General features: G+C 62.6%; 16 protein-coding genes. 11 read left to right on the forward strand and 5 right to left on the reverse strand.

Annotated features, from left to right (window positions below; translation table 11 throughout):
- Positions 1–27: 27 nt before the first annotated feature.
- Genes MRAB57_RS28560 through MRAB57_RS13030 form a run of 3 tightly spaced genes read left to right on the forward strand, consistent with a single transcriptional unit; the run spans position 28 to position 3,655 of the window.
- The gene (locus MRAB57_RS28560) at positions 28–1,509 is read left to right on the forward strand and encodes a PIN domain-containing protein (RefSeq protein WP_157900600.1); all 1,482 of its coding nucleotides are present in this window, start codon (positions 28–30) and stop codon (positions 1,507–1,509) included.
- A gap of 4 nt (positions 1,510–1,513) precedes the next feature.
- Positions 1,514–2,467 (forward strand): DUF4238 domain-containing protein, encoded by a 954-nt coding sequence (locus MRAB57_RS13025; RefSeq protein WP_077087917.1) that lies wholly within the window; start codon positions 1,514–1,516, stop codon positions 2,465–2,467.
- Between the two features lie 12 nt (positions 2,468–2,479).
- The gene (locus tag MRAB57_RS13030; RefSeq protein WP_077087918.1) at positions 2,480–3,655 is read left to right on the forward strand and encodes a hypothetical protein; all 1,176 of its coding nucleotides are present in this window, start codon (positions 2,480–2,482) and stop codon (positions 3,653–3,655) included.
- Positions 3,656–3,711: 56 nt separating this feature from the next.
- Here the strand turns inward: MRAB57_RS13030 and MRAB57_RS13035 are convergent, their stop codons facing one another.
- From MRAB57_RS13035 to MRAB57_RS13045, 3 genes are all read right to left on the reverse strand, one after another.
- A complete protein-coding gene (locus MRAB57_RS13035) occupies positions 3,712–4,179 on the reverse strand; it encodes a hypothetical protein (protein ID WP_077087919.1) in 468 nt (155 codons plus the stop codon).
- 198 nt (positions 4,180–4,377) lie between these two features.
- Positions 4,378–6,045 carry a hypothetical protein gene (locus tag MRAB57_RS13040; protein ID WP_157900601.1) on the reverse strand — a complete coding sequence of 556 codons (1,668 nt, stop codon included), beginning with the start codon at positions 6,043–6,045 and terminating at the stop codon, positions 4,378–4,380.
- 242 nt (positions 6,046–6,287) lie between these two features.
- Complete coding sequence (locus MRAB57_RS13045) at positions 6,288–8,432, reverse strand: hypothetical protein (RefSeq protein WP_173813932.1); 2,145 nt, start codon at positions 8,430–8,432, stop codon at positions 6,288–6,290.
- Between the two features lie 146 nt (positions 8,433–8,578).
- Here MRAB57_RS13045 and MRAB57_RS13050 point away from each other — a divergent pair, with 146 nt between their 5' ends.
- Positions 8,579–8,896 (forward strand): hypothetical protein, encoded by a 318-nt coding sequence (locus tag MRAB57_RS13050; protein ID WP_077087922.1) that lies wholly within the window; start codon positions 8,579–8,581, stop codon positions 8,894–8,896.
- A gap of 171 nt (positions 8,897–9,067) precedes the next feature.
- Here the strand turns inward: MRAB57_RS13050 and MRAB57_RS13055 are convergent, their stop codons facing one another.
- The gene (locus MRAB57_RS13055; protein WP_077087923.1) at positions 9,068–9,337 is read right to left on the reverse strand and encodes a hypothetical protein; all 270 of its coding nucleotides are present in this window, start codon (positions 9,335–9,337) and stop codon (positions 9,068–9,070) included.
- A gap of 1,188 nt (positions 9,338–10,525) precedes the next feature.
- Positions 10,526–10,876: a DUF7161 family protein gene (locus MRAB57_RS29610; RefSeq protein WP_425436449.1), complete on the reverse strand. Its 351-nt coding sequence runs from the start codon at positions 10,874–10,876 to the stop codon at positions 10,526–10,528.
- A gap of 419 nt (positions 10,877–11,295) precedes the next feature.
- Here MRAB57_RS29610 and MRAB57_RS13070 point away from each other — a divergent pair, with 419 nt between their 5' ends.
- The 7 genes from MRAB57_RS13070 to MRAB57_RS13100 are packed head-to-tail and all read left to right on the forward strand — an operon-like array spanning position 11,296 to position 19,194.
- On the forward strand, positions 11,296–12,066 hold the full coding sequence (locus MRAB57_RS13070; RefSeq protein ID WP_108637627.1) for an MlaE family ABC transporter permease: 771 nt from the start codon (positions 11,296–11,298) through the stop codon (positions 12,064–12,066).
- Positions 12,067–12,070: 4 nt separating this feature from the next.
- Positions 12,071–12,925, forward strand: coding sequence for an ABC transporter permease (locus MRAB57_RS13075; protein ID WP_077079382.1), 855 nt, complete (start codon positions 12,071–12,073; stop codon positions 12,923–12,925).
- Between the two features lie 4 nt (positions 12,926–12,929).
- Complete coding sequence (locus MRAB57_RS13080; protein WP_077087924.1) at positions 12,930–14,294, forward strand: MCE family protein; 1,365 nt, start codon at positions 12,930–12,932, stop codon at positions 14,292–14,294.
- Positions 14,295–14,328: 34 nt separating this feature from the next.
- Positions 14,329–15,357, forward strand: a complete 1,029-nt coding sequence (locus tag MRAB57_RS13085; protein ID WP_077087925.1) for an MCE family protein — start codon at positions 14,329–14,331, stop codon at positions 15,355–15,357.
- Positions 15,342–16,685, forward strand: a complete 1,344-nt coding sequence (locus MRAB57_RS13090) for an MCE family protein (protein ID WP_077087926.1) — start codon at positions 15,342–15,344, stop codon at positions 16,683–16,685. Before MRAB57_RS13085 ends, MRAB57_RS13090 begins: the two co-directional genes overlap by 16 nt.
- Entirely contained in the window at positions 16,682–18,043 is a 1,362-nt protein-coding gene (locus tag MRAB57_RS13095; protein ID WP_077087927.1) for a virulence factor Mce family protein, read from the forward strand. The genes MRAB57_RS13090 and MRAB57_RS13095 overlap by 4 nt, the downstream gene beginning before the upstream one ends.
- A 38-nt stretch (positions 18,044–18,081) precedes the next feature.
- Positions 18,082–19,194: a virulence factor Mce family protein gene (locus MRAB57_RS13100; RefSeq protein WP_077079387.1), complete on the forward strand. Its 1,113-nt coding sequence runs from the start codon at positions 18,082–18,084 to the stop codon at positions 19,192–19,194.

The raw sequence follows: 19,194 nt of genomic DNA on the forward strand, positions 1-19,194 counted from the left end.
ACCGCCAAGGATGAGGTACCGCACGACGTGAAATCGATATTGCCACAGTGGTATTCGCCCGACGATGAGGCAATCCAAAAGATACTCGAAACGGGCACCATCGCTTTTGATACCAACGTCTTGCTCGACCTCTATCGGGTGGGACGAGAGCAGCGGGAAGAAATACTGTCTGTGCTTCGCGACAGCCGCGACCGTCTGTTCGTTCCGTACCAGGTGTGCTTCGAGTTCCTGCGAAGACGCCTCGATGTGATCAGTGGTATCGACGCCGTCTATGGCGAAATTCTCGAGAGTGTTCAAGTGAATCAGGCTCAGTTGAACAAGATCCGGGACCCGGAGGTGCGTCGCCGAATCGAGCAGTTGTCTAACCGGGCGAACAAGTCGTTCGCGAATGGCCTGGATAAGCTGCGCGAAGAACACACGATAAGTTTCAGGGAGGCAAGGGAAAACGACCCTGTACAGCGGGCGCTGGATGAGCTGTTAGGTCCGGAGCAGTTAGGCGTAGAGCCCTCGGAAGACGAATTGGCGAAACGTCGCGCCGAAGCAGCCAGAAGGGGTGACGAGAAGATACCTCCGGGATTCGCGGATAAGAAGGAAAAGGACGACGCGTCAGGCGATTACCTGATCTGGGCTGAGTTGTTGGATCATGCCGGGCAGTCAGACCGGCCGCTTCTGTTCGTGACTAATGACGAAGGCAAGGGAGATTGGTACCGTGAAGTGCGCGGTCAAACGATCGGACCGTGCACGGAGCTGATAGTTGAAATGCGGGGCGTGACAGAGCATTCCTATCATCAAACGAATCTTTCAAGCTTCCTCTTCTTGGCCAAGACGTACCTTGATGCCAAGGTGGATGACGAGACGATCACAACCGTTAAGAACATTCCACGAGCGAAAACACCTCCACCACAGGATATTTCGGAACGCGTAGCTAGCGTAGCTTCCGCACTTGCTGCAACCCAAGATCAAAATTTGGGGATCGGCCTGCTGGGCGACAAGTTAGCCAGCATTAGCGCCGGACTCCGTGGTGACAACTACCCCGGCATTAACGCCGGACTCCTAGGTGACAACTACCCCACCATTGTTGCCGGACTGCTAGGTGGCACATTTCCCGGCATTACTGCCCAACTCCTAGGTGAGGATTACTTCACCAAACACGGTATCGAACAGCCTCTGGCATCGATCGGAGCAAGCATAGCCGCAAACCATCCGGGCACCTCCATCGTTCCGCCTGGCATGTCTAGCGCGGTAGAGGCACTCGGAGGCAGGGCCTTTCTGGATTCGCTGTACCGATCGGTCTCTCCTGCCGGCTCGTACGGTGTGGGAGCAGCCGACAAATCGGCACCTGCGGACGCGCCGGCTGCAAAGAAAGCACTGCCAACGATGGAAGCCGCAAAGAAGACACCCGCCAAGAAGGTCGCGGCAAAGAAAACGCCAGCCAAGAAGGTCGCGGCAAAGAAGGCGTCCTCAGCAGTAAAAGCATCTGAGGGGAAGAAAGCGCCAAGAGCCAAGTAGGCAGATGCAGATGGCCCAAGGTACTCGCCGACCGCACTTCGTCCCGAGGACGTACCTCAAGGCGTGGGCGAATGACGCCGGCCAAGTTGCGTATCGGCGCCGCGACCGTGACGGGACCGTGGTAACCAACATCACCAATGTGGCCGTCGCAAGCGACATCTACGGCACCGGTGACGCCGCGCAGGCACGCGAAGAATTCTTTCAGCAGATCGAAGAAGAGTGGGCTGACCTTCGGAGCGAGCTAACCGCGGCTGGCGATCTCCGCGGCGAACGCCGTTCATTGGCAGCGGTATTCGCTGCGATCCAGCTCAATAGGACACTTAAAGAGTACGAAGCTCGCAACTTCGTATGCGACGTCGCCGCGACCACGGAGGAGAGGCCCATTCCGAAAGATGCAGTACTTCAATTCATTGCCAGGCTGGATGGTTCGCAGCCCAGCGACAACGAGGTCGAAGCGGCGTGGACATTCGTCAACGGGATGCCGAACGGTGAAATCCCAACTAAGGAAATGGTTTTCAATATTTCCATCAGCGGCGCTGTGTCGCTCATCGCGCCGCGCCTAGAAGCGATGGGATGGACGGTTTACAAGTACGATGCCCCGGTCTTGTTGAGTAGCGACTGCCCCGTCCTCAAATGGCGACGACCGTCCGCCAAACCTCAGTCCGGCGGGGCCGGTATCGACACCGCCGACGAAATCAGATTTCCACTGTCGCCCAACGCGTTGCTCGTTATGTCCCAAGAAAGCCAAGATCCGAGGCGCAACCCAAACAGCCGAAAGATCAACGCCGAAGTCGTCAGACAGTGCCACAAGTTCATCTTCGGCGTGCCCGAGGCGCTGGAATTAATCGACAATTGCGAGCTATCAACGCGATCACCACGGGTCCGATTCGATACCGGCCCCTTGTACGACGCCGAAGGCGCTTACATGGGCGAGATCCTGCACACCTACGTCGAGTAGGCGACACCTCAAATGAGCACGGCTCGAATCTTCGATGACTTCCTTCGGACAGATCCAGCACCCGCGTACGACACGGAAAGCTCGTACGACTTCCTCAACCGTGTGGCTGGGCCACAATGGGAGTTGGTTCGCAACCTGATCGAGCAGTGGTTCGCCGACTACCCGGTTGCCGCACAAGCTGATTTGCGGGGCCGGCTCCAAAACGACGACTATGCCCAGCACATCGGCGCGTGGTGGGAGTTGTACACCTACACGCTATTTTGCCGCCTCGGATACCGAGTGAGTACCCACCCTAAACTGACCAACACGAGTCGACAACCAGACTTTCTGGTGACGCGTGACGAGGTCAGCTTCTATGTCGAATGCATTGTGTTTCTATCAGGCCTCGGGCCGGTTCACGGACAGGGTGGCGGCGAGCGGTCATGGATATTTGAAGCCACGAATCAGGCTAACGATCCGAACTTCATGGTAGACATCGAGATTCGCAGAGTCGGAGCGGAAAGACCCAAGGCGGCCGAAATCGTTCGACCGCTCGAAGACCGGCTTTCATCCCTGGACCCCGACGAAGTGACCGAGCAGATCGCCGCAGGGATGGGCGCCCCGGAATACGTGCTCCCCGTACGAGGATGGATTATCGAGTACGGCGCCTGGCCGGTAAACCCCGAAGCCCGCGGCGAAAGGGGCCGTCTCATCGGAAGTTATCCGATGACCGGCGGGTGGATCGACAACGAGATGCTGCGCTATCGCGACGTTGTCAAACGCAAAGGCGGACATTACGGACTGCCAGACAAGCCGTTGATGGTCGCCGTCCTCAACACCTCAGGATTCCTTGACGGAGACGAAGTGGCCGAAGCGTTGTTCGGCTCGGGAGCGGTGGAGTACTACGAAGGGCAACCAGACTCCGTCAGATCCGTGCGCAAGCGGGACGGTTACTGGCGCCAAGGTCCGCCGAAACGCGGGTCACGCGTCTGCGCAATACTCGATGGTGAAAACATCTATCCCTGCAGAGTCGCTGCGCGACTGCCCAAGCTGTGGGTTAATCCCTGGGCTGAAAACCCTATTCAAGCCACGCTGCCCTTCGTCTCGATTACAGCGCACGACACGGGTGAGGTTTACCAAACTGACTGCGGCACTTCGACTGACGCCGTCTTCGATCTCAGTGCGGACTGGCCAGGATTTGCGCGTTAGCGTTTCAGCAACACGGAGGGGCATAGCCGGCCCGTGCCGAACTGAAAGGTTGAACTCTAAGCGACCACCATGTCGTGCGTCTGACATCGACGTCGGAAGCCGCACGTGACAACAGCCCCGCCTCGACTGCCGAAGGGTGAAGTGCGCTGCCGCCCCGCGCCCTTTATCCTGAGCGCCGTGGGCGTCGGACGTTCCGGCAGCTCCGTCTTGATCTCGCGGATCATTCGGGCTGTCGATTGCCGCAACAACCTGAGCTCGGCCGACAGCTTCACCCGCAGCTTCACGTCATCACCGCAGGCGTCGTACATCGCCGCCAGATCGACCGTGCGGTCAGTCTCGGCAGCGAGCAAATCCACTTGAAAGCGCTCTTGCGGTGACCATTCCAAAGCCTCGCCATGTTCCTGCCCCACCAACGCCAACTGCTCGTCCAGTGAGCGCAGCACCGCTTGTGCCTCAGCAGAACGTGACCGCCCGCGCTGCAGGCGGCTCTTGGGCGCAGAAGCCTTGACGGTCGAGGTGTTCATGGACAAGTGAGGCTTTTTACTTTTCTGCGAAATGCGATGCGGGAGGGCGTTGTTGCGAACTGCACCGATCGTTGGTGTGCGTGTGGTGTTTGTGGGGTCGCCGTTCGCGCTGTGATCGCGCGCGAGGTTGATTGACTCGGTAAGCAGTGGCGCGGTTCCTCTGCGGTTCGTTGTTGCTCGCTATTTCAGGTTGGCGGGTTAGTCGAGGAGTGTGATGTCGGGGGTCGTGGTGGTGTCTTGTTTGGTGCGGGGTGCTGAGGTGCGTTTGTTGGGTTGTCTACGGGCGGGGTTGGTCTGTTCGTCGAGTCCGTGGTGGTGTAGTGCTTCGCGGAGGGTGTCGGCGATTGCTGGTGATTGGTGTGTGGCAACAACTTTCATGGTTTCGGTGGCGGCGAGCGCGGTGAGTTGGTCGAGTGCTGTTTGTCGTGCTATCCGTTGCGGTAGTGGGTTGTCGCAGTTGGGGTAGTGCTCGTCGAGATGGATTCTTGCGGCGTGGCGGCGGCTTTCTCGGTTGGTGTGGGCGAACTCAAATAGTGCGTGGTCGAGTTCGGTGTGTTGTGACCAGCCTGCGGCGTGCATCCAGGTGCTCGGGGTGGTGGTAGGCGTGGTTTGCAATGCGTGGGCGGCGTCGGGGTTGGTGTGCCACAGGCGTAATCGCGTGGTGTGGTGCAGTGTGCAGCGCAGTATTCCCATGGCGCGGTCGTCGTCTTCGAGCCACAGCCAGTATCCGGAGAGCAGGGTTGCCGAGATTTGGGTGGCGGCGGCGGCGATCGGTGGTTGGGACTGGTTCCAGTGGGCGCACAACGCGGCGAACTCGGCGGTCATGATGTGCGGGGACGTGGGGGTGAGGTGTTGGTGAAGCTGGAGGCGCTGGTCTGCGAGCTGGCGATCGTGAGTGTGCGCGGCTTGGGCAACCAGGGCCCTGGTGAATCGGTGTGCGGTGAAGGCGAGGTGGGCGAGTTCTTGTGGTGTGCGGTGCTGGCAGTGCGATCTGTCGGCGAGCACAGTGTGGTAGTCGGTGTAGAGCTTGGAGAGGTGGTCGATGTTTTCCAGCGCGGCGGATCTGGTGCTTGTCAGGGGTACCAGGGCACGGGTGAGCTGCGGGAGTTCAGACTTGCGTCGCCTGGGCTGGGTATCCGAGCGGTAGCCGATGAGTGGCCGCTCGTGCCCGGATGCGTCGACGATTGCCTGGGCTGTGTCGGTGTCGCGTCGGGTGTGACACAGGGCGGCTGCGGCGAGTCGCATCTGCATGATGCACAGCGCCAGCGCGTCGGAGAGGGCATCGGGTCTGCGGTCAGTGTTGGTCGCCGAGTCCTCGGCGTCGAGGTCGTGCACCGCTTCGGGCTGGGCGCACTGATCAACGTGTTCGATGTCGACGAGCGTGCTCAGTGTGTGATACGCCGCGGCGGGGCATAGGGCCCGGCCATCGATGGGCACGTGCTGGTGGTCGGTGTCGATGACACCTGTCGTGGGTGGGTGCTCGTCGAGATCGTCGAAGATGTCGCGGGCTGCGATGTCGGGGGCGTAGGTGGCGATGCCAAGCATCCTGGCGTGGGTCCACGCTCTGGCGATAAACGACTCGATTGGTTCGTCATCGCGACGCGCGACACCGTACGCAAGCAGGACAGTCCATCGGCCCAGTTGTTGCCGTAAAACAATGGCCGCGCCGACGGTGTGGCCGGCCAGCATCAACCGCAGCGCCGCGATGGTGCTTTGCAGCGCCCAGGACAGGTGGGTCGGCCACGGGCTCTCGTGCGGTGTTGTGTGCTGTGTGAGCCGATGCCCTTGACGGATAAAGACCGCGTCTAATTCGCAGATCGACAGCAAATGAGGAAGGTACTGGTTCATCGCGCGTTGGGCTGGCACATCGAGATTGTCGATTCGAGCCCAGTAGCGGCTGATCAGTGTCGCGGCGAGTTGTGCCGGGCCGCTCGCTGCCAGGCGTTCGTATGCTCTGACGGTGGGCGCGACGTACTGAGCGGGGGGTCCGGCGTGTGTGCTGGCACGCTCGGCGTTCTCGGGTGTCGGTTGCCTCAGACCGAGTCCGCGTTCGACCCTGTTGTGATGACTGTTTTCCCCTGCACGTTGGTGGACATCGGGTCTCGGCGTCAGTCGAAAAGTGGTGTGTCGGGGGTTGCGGTGGTGTCGTGTGCCGTGCCGGGTGGCGTCGTGCGGCCCTCGGGTTGTCGGCGCGCTGGGCTGGTCTGGAGGTCGAGTCCGCTGTTGTGCAGTGCTTCGCGCATGGTGTTGGCGATTGTTCGTGATTGGTGTGTGTCAACAACTTTCATGATTTCGGTGGCGGCGAGGGTGGTGACTTTGTCCAGTGCTACTTCTCGGGCTTGGCGCTGCGGTAGCCAATCGTCGGCGTAGTGGTCGTCATCGCGGAAGAGGAGGGCTGGGGCGTCGATGCGGCTTTCGCGGTTGGCGTGGGCGTAGTCGTAGAGCGAGAAATCGAGCGAGCGGTGTTGCGACCAGCCTGCGACGTTGCGCCAGCGGCGCGGGGTGGTCGAGGGGATGGTCTGCAATTCTTGGGCGGCGTCGGGGTTGGTGTGCCATAACCGCATTCGCGCGGCGTGGTGCAGGGTGCAGCGCAGGATTCCCATAGCGCGGTCGTCTTCTTCGAGCCACAGCCAATACCCCGAGAGCAGGGTTGCCGAGATTTGGGTGGCGGCGGCAGCGATGTGTGGTCGGGACTGGTTCCAGTGCGCGCACAGCGCGGCGAATTCCGCGGTCAAGATCTGCGCGGACCGCGGGCCCAGATGGTGGCGGATCCCGAGGCGCCCCTGTGAGATGTTGAGGTCCAGGGCATGGGAGTGCTCGGTGATCGCGAATCTGATGTAGCGGTGCGCGGCGAAGGCGAGTTCGGCGAGCTCTCGCGGCGTGGGATGCTCGGCGCGGGATCTGTCAGCGAGCACTGCGTGGTAGTCGGTGTAGCGCTGGAAGAGTTCGTTGATGTTGGTGGAGGACGCCAGTTCGGTGCGCACCAGCGGCACCAGGGCCGCGGTCGGCCGGTGGAGCGGCGACGTGCACAGCGGCACTGATGGTGTCGCCGCGCGCACGGCGGGTGGCCGCTCGGGAGCCCACAGCGAACCGAGTGCGCGTGCGGTGTCGGGGTCGGGTGGCGCTGCACCTCTTCTGGGTGCGGCGAGTCGCATATGCATAAGGCACAGCGACAGCGCATCGCAGAGAGCTCGGGTCGGCGAGTCCGTGGCGTCGAGGTCGTGAACAACCTCGCACTCGGTCGGCAGTTCAGGTGGTTGTCCGTCGATGAGCTGACACAGTTCGTGATACACGTGGGCGGGGCATACGGCTCGCTCGCCGAGTTGGACATGCTCGTGGTCGGTGCGGATCACCCCTGTGGTGGGTGGGTGGGTGTCGATATCGTCGAAGATGTCGTCTGCCCCGACGGCGGCAGTGCATTGACCGAGCATGTCGATGGCGCTGCGTGTCCACGCTCTGGCGATAAACGATTCGATCGATTCGTAACGGCGCTGCACGACGGGGTGGGCCCGCGCCAGCAGTAGTGTCCATCGGCCAAGTTGTTGCCGCAAAATGATTGCCGCGCCAACGGTTTGGCCGGCGAGCATCAAGCGCAGCGCCGCGATGGTGCTTTCCAGACTCCAGGACAGGTGTGTTGGCCACCGGCTCTCATGCGGCGGCGAATACCACAGCTGACGGCTTCCGCCGAGAAGAGCTGCGTCCAATGCGCTGATCGCCAACAGATGAGCAACGCAGTGGTCCATGCAACGTTGGGCCACAGCATCCAGATTGTCGATCCGCGTGGTGTGGCGATTGATGAGTGCTGCGGCCAGTTGTGCTGGGCCGCTCGCCGCGACGCGTGTATAGGCTTCGACGGTGGGTGCGATGTCGCGAGTGCGTCGTTCGGCCTTGACGATCGCGCGTTCGGCTTCTTTGGGCGTCGGTTGCACCTGACCGAGCCTGCGTTCGCGCTTGTGGCGACTTTTGCGTCCCATCGTGCTGGGCCCCTCCCGGTACTGGCCGCTGGCCCGGTGCGACGCCGTACCGCGACGCGCCCTGAGTTCTTTTGGTGGGCAACGAGTGTCGCTTCGGTTCGCACCGGGCCTGGTATTGGCGCAGCGTAAAGCGCAGCGCGGCAAGCCGTCTACCAGTGACCCGCAAATAACTCGCCACGGCATGACGCAACGTCGAAAAGTGCCGGACCCTCCGGAATTGCGATGTCGACGGTTGCGAGCAGCGCGCAACGCGTGCAGTGGCAACGGCAGCGTGCTCACGATCTGCAGTTCAGATCCCCACGAGTCGCTGCGTGGCCGCCCGTCGTCAGTGCAACCGTTCCTCGAGTGGGATCCGCCCACCAGACACCGGTCGTTTCAGGGCGCGCATTCCTACCACACAGGTTCGGCCAGCGCACAATGACGGTATGGACGACGATCTGATACCCACCGCGTTGCTCACCCGGGTGTTGGGCCGGCATTTGCGGCTGCCAGCGAGTTGGGATGACCCCGAGCGCGAGGAGTTCGTCGCCGAAGCCGCTCAAGAAGTCGCCTACCGGGTGGCGGAGCTGGCCGATGATTGGGCAGAGCGCGCCGTGACCGAATGGGGCCGAGCACACTGGCAGCTCCCCGATGCTGACACCCACGCCCAGGTGGTGCAGCAGGCCCGCACAGCCGCACTGGTCGCGGTGTTGTGCGAGGTTCTACCCGAGGTGGCGGTCGCCGAATTCTTTGCCGTGGCCTGACTTTGCGGCCGCCGCGTCAAACCCGCCACGGCGTCGGGCGACCGCGGCCAAGCTCGTTGCCGAGGTCAGCGCGCGCCGCGAGGACAGCACCAGATGAAGCGCGTCCGGGCGCGACGGGAGGACCGCGGCGCGCTGCGCGGCGCCGCGGGAACGGGACCGCGCCCCGGGTAATTAACCCAGCAGCCGGGCGGCCCGCAGCGCAGTCAGCAGCCGCGCAGCTGCACGCACAGTGGCGTCGTGCTCGCCACGATGCAGACTGCCCAGGGTAGCGGCATCGGCCAGACCGTCGAGCACATCGCGGCACGCACGGGGCGAGGCAAGCACGATCGCGGCCGCCTGGGCAGGGTCTGGCGATGGCGCGTGCAGCTCCACGACGCGATCGCGATACTCCACACGCACCACCGGCGTTTCGACCCGCTCCACCACACGCTCGACGCGCAATCCGATCGCCCCAGACCGAGCAGCTCGACGCTCCTCATAAGCGGCCCGGCGGCACACCTGCGAACACCACACCCGTGGACGGCCCCTACCGACAGCCGCGGGCAACCCGGCCCGACAACGCGGACAGACAGGCCGATCCGACACCAGGAAACACTAACCCAATTTCGTACGGACGAAAAGACCGGCCCGATTCACGCCCTTAATGCAAGAGGTGTGTGGTGCGTGGGGCGGTTGAAAAATGGTGGTGGCGTTCGGCGTTGGTGAGCAGCGCCAACTCGGTGGAGCGAGTTATGTTGGTGTGCTCAAGAACTGGGACACAGGGGGCGGCGACAAAGGGGGACATGGGATCGCGGCGGTGATGTTGGAGTTGGTGGTAGAGCCCAAGCCCGGCGGCGTCATATGGTTCAGCGATGGTGAACATCAACTCGAAACACAAGCGCGCAAGCGTGTTCGCGAGGCGCAAGTGAAAGCCAATGAAGCGCGTCTAAGTGCGAGCGCCGCAACGTCGATGATGCCGTGTCGTTCTGGTCGAACTAGGACGGTTAGGGGCTGTTGACGAGTGGGAGAAAACCGCGTCCAGGAAGTGCGAGCAGAGGGTGTGCGGCGACGTGATGAGCACCCTCAGGCCAGTGCTGCAGCGGTGACATGAATTCAGGCGTGCAGTGAATCTGTTGCGACGATTGCTGAATTGGCGGGGGTCAAAGTGGGGGACGTGCGTGCGGTGCTGAAGGCGGCGAGCGCGCGGTCCGCCGCGCGCTCGGATGCACTAGGTGCGGTGGTGGGTGTCAGACGGTGTATGGGTGGCTGCGGCGAATGGCGGCTGCCACCCCGGAGCCGTCCGCGGCGGATAGGGTTGCTCCAGGCGCGTCGGGGAGCACTCCCTGGTCTAAAGGTGCTCGAGTCGGGGGCCCTTGGGCCAGCGAATGTCGTAGACGACAACGGCCATCCAAATCGGTACGTCGAGTTAGGTCCAGCGTCTGGGCATCGCAGTCGGATTTCCCGGTGCGAAATTGTATCCGTCCGGCTCGAATGAGCTGCCGCCTTACGGGTATCAGGAGTGGCTACCGGGCTCAGGGATATTCATGCGGCATGGCGATTTAACTCCCAAACCGTACTCCCCGTGGGAATCTCGGGCCTGCATTGCTGACCTATCCCCAGTAAGCCCATCGCTGCACAGTTGCCAGCTGCTCACTGCTCGTCGTAGATAGCAAGCTGATCGAAAGCGACGAAGGCGACGCAGTTCGGATTCTGCGGCGGATGAACTCGGACGCTGAGATTGACGCTGGGTTCGTTGTCGATAGCAACGACGTCCGTGATGCCCTTGGGCAGATGATCTTGGGGCCACCCGGCATCATTGGTTGGCATGTCAGTCAGCACCCGCAGTCGCTTGCCGTGTAGTCCGGTGGTGTCGTAGCAGAACCGGTGAAATGTGTGGTCTCGCCGCGATTCTGCGCCACGCCTTGATTGTCGCGCGGCGCTCCGGTAACTAGAAGGGAAATTGCGTGCGAGTTTTTGTTGGACGCAGCCGTACCACGGCAATACAAGGGCCGCGCTCTCGATCGGTTGGCGAGCTCTACGCTGCCGATTCCTCAGGGCGTCTTGGAAGTATTGGGCATGTGGTCCGACGATCTGCTTCTGACGCCACGATTTACCTCACTCGGTCCAAAGTCCACAGCGATCCCTCACCAGGTCGACGGCTGCCCTGCTCTGTGTGGCGGTCGAGTGCCCGGCGGCTTGCCGCGGGTGCGCTGTAGAGCCGTACTCGATCAGCCGAGCTCCCCCAAGACTTCACTCTGACGAGAGACAAAAGTGTCTCCTGTCGAGGGTAGTTACCAGGCTGATCACGTCGATATCGTGCCTGCTATGTCCTCGGCTGACTGTGTGCTGGACCACACAGCATCGTCATGCCCATGCAAGTGGCGATGTGCCCATTTGCCGACCGCGTTGGGGCGGCACGCATGGTGACGCTACATCCGGCCACCAAGCCGGTCCGGGCGATGGGCGACTTCTTCGTGATGACAGCGGAGACTTTCGTGACTATGTTCAAGCCACCTTTCGCGTGGCGTGAATACCTACTCCAGTGCTGGTTCGTGGCGCGGGTATCGACACTCCCCGGGATATTGATGACGATCCCTTGGGCAGTGATTTCGGGGTTCCTTTTCAATGTCCTGCTGACCGATATCGGTGCCGCGGATTTTTCCGGCACCGGCTGCGCGATCTTCACCGTGGACCAGAGCGCCCCGATAGTGACGGTCTTGGTGGTCGCGGGCGCCGGCGCCACCGCCATGTGCGCCGATCTGGGTGCGCGAACTATCCGCGAGGAACTCGACGCGATGCGGGTAATGGGCATTAACCCCATCCAGGCGCTGGTGGTTCCGCGCGTGTTGGCGGCGACCACCGTCTCGCTGGCGCTGGCCTCGGTGGTGATCACCGCGGGTCTTATCGGTGCGTTCTTTTGCTCCGTATTTCTTATGCACGTCTCGGCGGGTGCGTGGGTGACGGGTCTCACCACGCTCACCCACATGGCCGACGTCATCATCTCGATGGTCAAGGCGACGCTATTCGGGTTGGCGGCAGGCCTGATCGCCTGTTACAAGGGCATCTCGGTCGGCGGCGGCCCCGCCGGGGTCGGCAGCGCGGTGAACGAAACGGTGGTGTTTGCCTTCATCGTCTTATTCGTGACCAACATCATCGTCACCGCTGTCGGCATGCCGTTCATGGTGAGGTGAACCTGTGACGCTTAGTGCTCCGAGCAACCTACATCCGCGCCTACAACGTACGACGAAAACCCTGGTGGCTGAATGGAATCGGATCGGATCGCAGACGCGGTTCTACATCACCACACTGGCCGGGGTTCCCGATGCCATCATGCACTACAGGAGCGAGCTGTTCCGGCTGATCGCGCAAATGGGGTTGGGGAGCGGGGCTCTTGCGGTGATCGGCGGAACCGTCGTGATCGTCGGCTTCTTGACGATGACTACCGGTGCAATTGTGGCAGTGCAGGGCTATAACGAATTCGCTTCCGTCGGCGTGGAGGCCTTGACGGGCTTCGCATCGGCCTTTTTCAATCCCCGAGAAATCGTGCCAGGAACTGTCATGGTCGCGCTGGCGGCCACCATCGGTGCCGGTAGCACCGCTCAGCTGGGGGCGATGCGGATCAACGAGGAAATCGATGCGCTCGAGGTGATCGGTATCCGCAGCGTCAGCTATCTGGCGAGCACCCGGGTGGTGGCCGGGGTCGTGGTGGCTATCCCACTGTTCTTTGTGGGGCTCATCACGGCGTTTATGGCCGCTCGCCTCGGCACCACGGTCGTCTATGGTCAGGGGTCTGGCGTCTTCGACCACTACTTCAACACGTTCCTCAGTACGAGCGACCTGCTCTGGGCGTTGTTCGAAGTCGCCGCGGTCGCCGTGATGATCATGCTTCTGTGCACCTTCTACGGGTACACGGCGCACGGCGGGCCGGCCGGGGTCGGCGAGGCCGTTGGCCGCGCCGTTCGTGCCTCCATGGTTGTCGCGTCGATGCTCATCGTCGTCATGACATTCGCCATCTATGGCAAGTCCGGCAACTTCCACCTGGCGAGCTAGCGGGATGAATCACAGGCAAGGTCTGCACCGTTTGCACGACGCGTGGTGGACGCTGGTCTTGTTCGCGGCGATCGGTGCGGTTGTTTTCGTGGCGGCGGCGTCCTTTGATGAAACCTTCCGGTCCTATGTGCTGGTGACGTTGACATCGAATCGCTCGGGGCTGGTCATGGACACCGACGCCAAGGTCATGATGCGCGGTGTGCAGGTGGGTCGCGTAGCCCAGGTCAACGATGACAACGGCCGGGCCGGCCTCACGCTGGAGATCGACCCGGATCAGCTCCAATACATCCCGGCCAACGTGGAGGCAAAGATCGAGGTCACCACCGTGTTCGGGGGCAAATTCGTCGACCTGATCTCTCCTGCTGATCCCAGTGCCCGGCACTTAGTCGCCGGTGCGGTGCTGCATTCCAGCAATGTCACCACCGAGGTGAACACGGTCTTTGAGAACGTCGTCGATCTGCTCAACATGGTCGATCCGGAAAAGCTCAACGCCGTGCTGACCGCGGTGGCCGACGCGGTGCGCGGGCGGGGGGAACAGATAGGCCAGGCCACCACCGACCTCAATCAGGTTCTGCTGGCACTCAACGCGCGTCGCGACACTATCCGTCAAGACTGGCGTTCATTGAAAAGCTTCAGCGATACCTACGACGCGGCCGCCCGAGACATCGTGGCTATCCTGAACGCCGCCAGCACCTCCAGTGTCACCATCGTGAATCACAAGACTGCGCTAGATAGCCTGCTGCTCAACGCCATCGGGTTCACGAGGGCCGGAACCAACCTGCTCGGCACAAGCAGAGACAGCTTCGTCGCGTCGGTCAACAACCTCGAGCCGACGACAAACCTGTTGTTGAAGTACAACCCCGAGTACACCTGCATGCTGCAGGGAGCCAAGTGGTTCCTCGACAATGCGCGGCCGGCCTGGGGCGGGGACGGCCGCACGATCTGGCTTGATGTCGGCCTGTTGCTGGGCAACGACCCCTATGTGTATCCCGACAACCTGCCCATTGTCGCCGCGAAGGGCGGACCTGGAGGAAAACCGGGTTGCGGGTCGCTGCCGGATCCCACGAAGAACTTCCCGGTGCGACAGTTGGTTACCAATACCGGTTGGGGAACCGGCCTTGACATGCGGCCCAACCCCGGCATCGGGCATCCCTGCTGGGTTGACTTCTTCCCGGTCACCCGCGGCCTGCCCCGGCCGCCGAGCATCCGCCAGTGCATCCCCGGCCCTGCGGTCGGACCAGAGCCCTACCCCGGGGCGGCGCCCGTCGGGGCAGCGCTTTACGGGCCGGGCGGGGTGCCCCTGTGGCCGGGAATGCCTCCAGCAAAGCCTAACCCGACGTCGGCGGAACCCGGCCCGCCCTCACCGTGACGGCCGCCAATCTACTCGAAGGGGGACAGGTGCTGTGAAGGAAAACCTGACAGGCGTCATTGTGCGCCTGGCCATCTTCTTTGTGATCTGTGGCTTGGTCACGTTCGTGCTGCTGACAGTCTTTGCGGAGTTCCGATTCGGCGAGGGCAAGACCTACAACGCCGAGTTCAGCAACGTGTCCGGACTGAAGCAGGGCAACTTGGTCCGGGTCGCCGGCGTGGAGGTCGGCAAGGTCGAAGACATCTCCATCAATCCCGACGCAACGGTACGGGTCGAATTCAGCGCCAACGCGTCCGCGGTTTTGACCGATGGCACCCGGGCCGAAATCCGCTACGACGACTTGATCGGCGGCCGCTATCTGTCGCTCGAGGAAGGAGCCGGCAGCCCCAGAATCCTCAATCCCGGTCAGACCATTCCGCTGGCGCGCACCAAACCGGCACTGGATCTGGATTCGGTGATGGGCGGCTTCCGGCCGTTGTTTCGGGCGCTCAACCCGGATCAGGTCAACGCCCTGACAGGCCAGTTGATTGAGGCGCTTCAGGGCCAGGGCGCCACGATCGGGTCCTTCCTGGATCAGGCCGCAGGGTTGACCAACACACTGGCCGACCGCGATCTGCTGATCGGGCAGGTAGTCGACAACCTCAACGTGGTGTTGGGATCACTGGGTGGCCAAAGCGACCAGCTTGACAAAGCGGTGGTATCCCTCGCGGAGCTGGTGCACGGGCTGGCGCAACGCAAAACCGACATCACCAACGTGGTGGCCTACACCAACGTCGCCACCGGCAGCATTGCTGACTTGCTGACACGCGCCCGGAAGCCCGTTCAGGAGGTGGTTCACGGGACCGACCGTGTCGCGGCGATCGCGGCTGCCGATCACGACTACCTCGACACTCTGCTGAACACGCTGCCCGACAAATACCGAGCGCTGAACCGTCAAGCCGTGTACGGGGATTTCTTCAGCTTTTACTTCTGCGATGTCGTGTTGAAGGTGAACGGCAAGGGAGGTCAGCCGGTGTATGTCAAGGTAGCCGGTCAAAGCACCGGCAGGTGCACACCGAAGTGAGGAAACCACTCTCCCAACGCAATCCCTTCGTCCTGGGCACTGTCGGCATCTTGGTGCTCGCCGGGCTCTTGGTGGCTGCGCTGCAGTGGCAGAAGCTGCCCTTCCTCAAAGAGGGCAAGGAATATCGCGCTTATTTCGCCGATGCTGGCGGGCTGTCCAGCGGCGCCGCTGTGGAGGTCTCCGGCTATTCCGTGGGAACTGTATCCAGCATTTCACTCGACGCGACTGGCGTTCTGGTGACGTTCAACATCGGCGGCAACGTTCACGTGGGCGACCGGACGGCGGCGGCGATTAAGACCAAGAGCCTGTTGGGCGCCAAGTTTCTCGAGGTCACGCCGCGCGGTGAAGGGCAGCTAGTCGGCGTAATCCCGCTCGATCGGACGGTGTCGCCCTACCAGCTGCCCGATGCGCTTGGCGATTTGGCAACCACCATCAGCGGGCTGAACACCAACCAGCTGTCCGACTCGTTGGCCACCCTGGCGCAAACCTTTTCCAGCACGCCACCAGATCTGAAGAACGCGGTCCAAGGGGTGGCGCGGTTTGCGCAAACACTCGACAGGCACGACGCCCAACTCCGTCACCTGCTTGACAACGCGGCCAAAGCAACCAAAGTGCTGGCCAAGCGCACCGACCAGGTGGTCAGCCTGGTCAAGGACACCAATGCCTTGCTGGCGCAACTGCGGACGCAAAGCGGCGCCCTGGATCAGATCGCAACCAACATCTCGGCGGTGTCGCGGCAACTGAAGGGGTTCATCGCCGAGAACCGACAGCAGCTGCGCCCGGCGCTGGACAAGCTCAATGCGGTGCTCGCGATCGTCGACAACCGCAAGGAACGCATCCAACAAGCGATCAAGGGGCTCAACGTCTACGCCATGTCCCTGGGTGAGTCGCTTGCGTCCGGCCCATTCTTCAACGCATACGTGGTCAACCTTCTGCCGGGCCAGTTCCTGCAGCCGTTCATCAGTGCCGCATTCTCCGACCTGGGACTGGACCCGGCCACCCTGCTGCCGTCGCAGGTGACGGACCCGCAGACCGGCGAGCCGGCGACCCCGGCACTGCCGGTGCCCTACCCGCGCACCGGCCAGGGCGGCGAGCCGCGGTTGAATCTGCCCGACGCGATCACCGGCAACCCGGGCGACCATCAGTGCGGTTTGCCCGGCATGGCGTTGCCCGGCCCTGGCTGCTACCCGTACCGGGAGCCGCCGCCGGCCCCACCACCTGGCGGCCCGCCGCCCGGGCCGCCGGCGGTCCCCATCCCCGCACCAACGCCCTCGCCGATCAATGTGGAAGTCGGGCCGGGGCCCTCACGGCCGGGAGGCCAACCGTGATGACCAGACTGCGACAAGCCCGCACGGTGTTGGCCACCACGCTCATCCTGGTGCTCGTCGCCGGGGTGTTCGTCGCCATGCGAGCCGCCGAGCGCACCGCCCGAACGCTGGTGGTCGCCTACTTCGACAACAGCAACGGTCTGTTCGCCGGAGACGACGTGCGCATCCGGGGCGTGCCAGTGGGCAAAGTCCTCAAGATTGAACCGCAGCCCCTGAGGTCCAAGATTTCGTTCTGGTTCGATCCCAAGTACAAAGTCCCCGCCAATGCCGAGGCCGCGATCTTGTCCCCGCAGCTGGTGACGGGCCGGGCTATCCAGCTGACGCCGCCCTACACCGGCGGTCCCACCATGCAAATGGGCGCGGTCATCCCACAAAACCGCACCGCGGTACCGGTCGAATGGGACGACATACGGACGCAACTCGAGCGGCTAACCACATTGCTGCAGCCGAGTCAGCCGGGCGGTGTGAGCACATTGGGCGCCTTAATCAACACCGCCGCCGACAACCTGCGGGGACAAGGCGCCACGATACGCGACACCGTCATCAAGCTGTCGGAGACGGTCTCTGCGCTCGGCGATCACAGCAACGACATCTTCTCCACCCTGAAAAATCTGTCGACACTGGTGTCGGCGTTGCACGACAGCGCGGATCTGCTCGAGCACCTGAACCGTAACCTGGCCACGGTGTCGGGGCTGCTGGCCGATGACCCGAACAAAGTCGGCGAGGCGGTCGAGGACCTAAACGCTGTGGTCGGTGACGTGCAGAGCTTCGTCGCAGATAACTCGGAGACGCTGGGCACCACGTCGGACAAGTTGACGTCGATCAGCAAGGCGGTGGTCGACAGCCTTGACGACATCAAACAAACGCTGCACATCTTGCCGACGGCAGCTGTGAACTTCAGCAACATATTCGAGCCGTCCAACGGGGCGCTGACCGGGGTACTAGCGGGCGCTAACATGGCCAACCCCATCGCTTTCCTGTGTGGTGCCATCCAGGCCGCTTCCCGGTTGGGGGGCGAGCAAGCAGCGAAACTGTGTGTGCAATACCTGGCGCCGATCGTGAAGAACCGCCAGTACAACTTCGCCCCGCTGGGGGAGAACCTTTTCGTCGGCGCACAGGCCAGGCCGAATGAGGTCACCTACAGCGAGGACTGGATGCGGCCCGACTACGTTCCGCCGGCCGCCGATACGCCGCCAGCCCCCGGGGCCGCACCTGGCCAGCCCCCGGCGCCCCCGCCAGGTGCAGCACTAGCCGCCGACGCACCCGCCCCGGATGCTCCGCCGGCGTCTCCGACGGTCGCCACCAACCCCGCGGCCGGCCTGTCCGGCATGATGATGCCGCCGGGAGGTGGCTCGTGAGGCACGGCCGTTGGCGCCGCGCAGCGGCGAGCCTGGGCATGGTGGTCCTGGCCGGGGTATCTGGCTGCGGTTGGCACGGGCTGAATTCGCTGCCGCTGCCTGGCACGCAGGGCAACGGTCCGGGCTCCTTCGTGATCCAGGCCCAGATGCCCAACGTCAACAACATCCAGCCCAACGCGCGGGTGCGAGTCGCAGACGTCATTGTCGGCCACGTCACGAAAATCGAGCTCCAGGGTTGGCACGCGGTCGTGTCCATGCGCCTTAACGGCGACGTCGACCTACCGGCCAATGCCACCGTCAAGATCGGGCAGACGACCATATTGGGTTCATTACATATCGAGCTGGCGCCCCCGAGGAACGAACCACCGCACGGAAGGCTTCGCGAAGGCTCCGTCATTTCGTTGTCCCACGCGGGTTCCTTCCCGACCCCTGAGCAGACGTTGGCGGCGCTGTCGTTGGTGCTCAACGGCGGTGGATTGGGCCAAGTAGGGGACATTACCGAGGCGCTGAGCACCGCGTTTCGCGGTCGCGAGCAAGACTTGCGAAGCCTGATCGAACAACTGGACAAGTTCGCTGCGAACCTCAACGACCAGACCGATGACATCATCGCCAGCACCGAGAGCCTGAACCACCTGACCGGGAAGTTCGCCGAGCAGCAACCCGTCTTGGACCGTGCGGTTAAGACCATCCCCGAGGCGCTTGCGGTGCTCAACAACGAGCGGGACACCCTCATCGAGGCGGCCGACCAGCTGGGCAAGTTCAGCGCCTTGGCCGCCGACACCGTCATCAAAACCAAAGAAAACCTCGTCAAAGAGCTGAACGCCGTCGGACCGGTGCTGGAGTCGCTGGCCAACGCCGGTCCGAGCTTGACCCGCGCGCTCAGCATTATTCCCACCTATCCGTTCCCCAACGAAACCATCGAAAAATGGCAGCGGGGTGACTACGCCAACCTGACTGCGATCATCGACCTCACCCTGAGCCGCATCGACCAAGGACTCTTCACCGGCACGCGGTGGGAATGCCATTTGACCCAGCTGGAGCTGCAGTGGGGCCGGACTATCGGTCAGTTCCCCAGCCCGTGCACCGGAGGCTACCGGAATACGCCTGGCAATCCGCTGACTGCCGCTTACCACTGGGATCAGGGGCCATAA

This window comes from Mycobacterium rhizamassiliense, from assembly GCF_900157375.1.
Lineage (GTDB): Bacteria > Actinomycetota > Actinomycetes > Mycobacteriales > Mycobacteriaceae > Mycobacterium > Mycobacterium rhizamassiliense.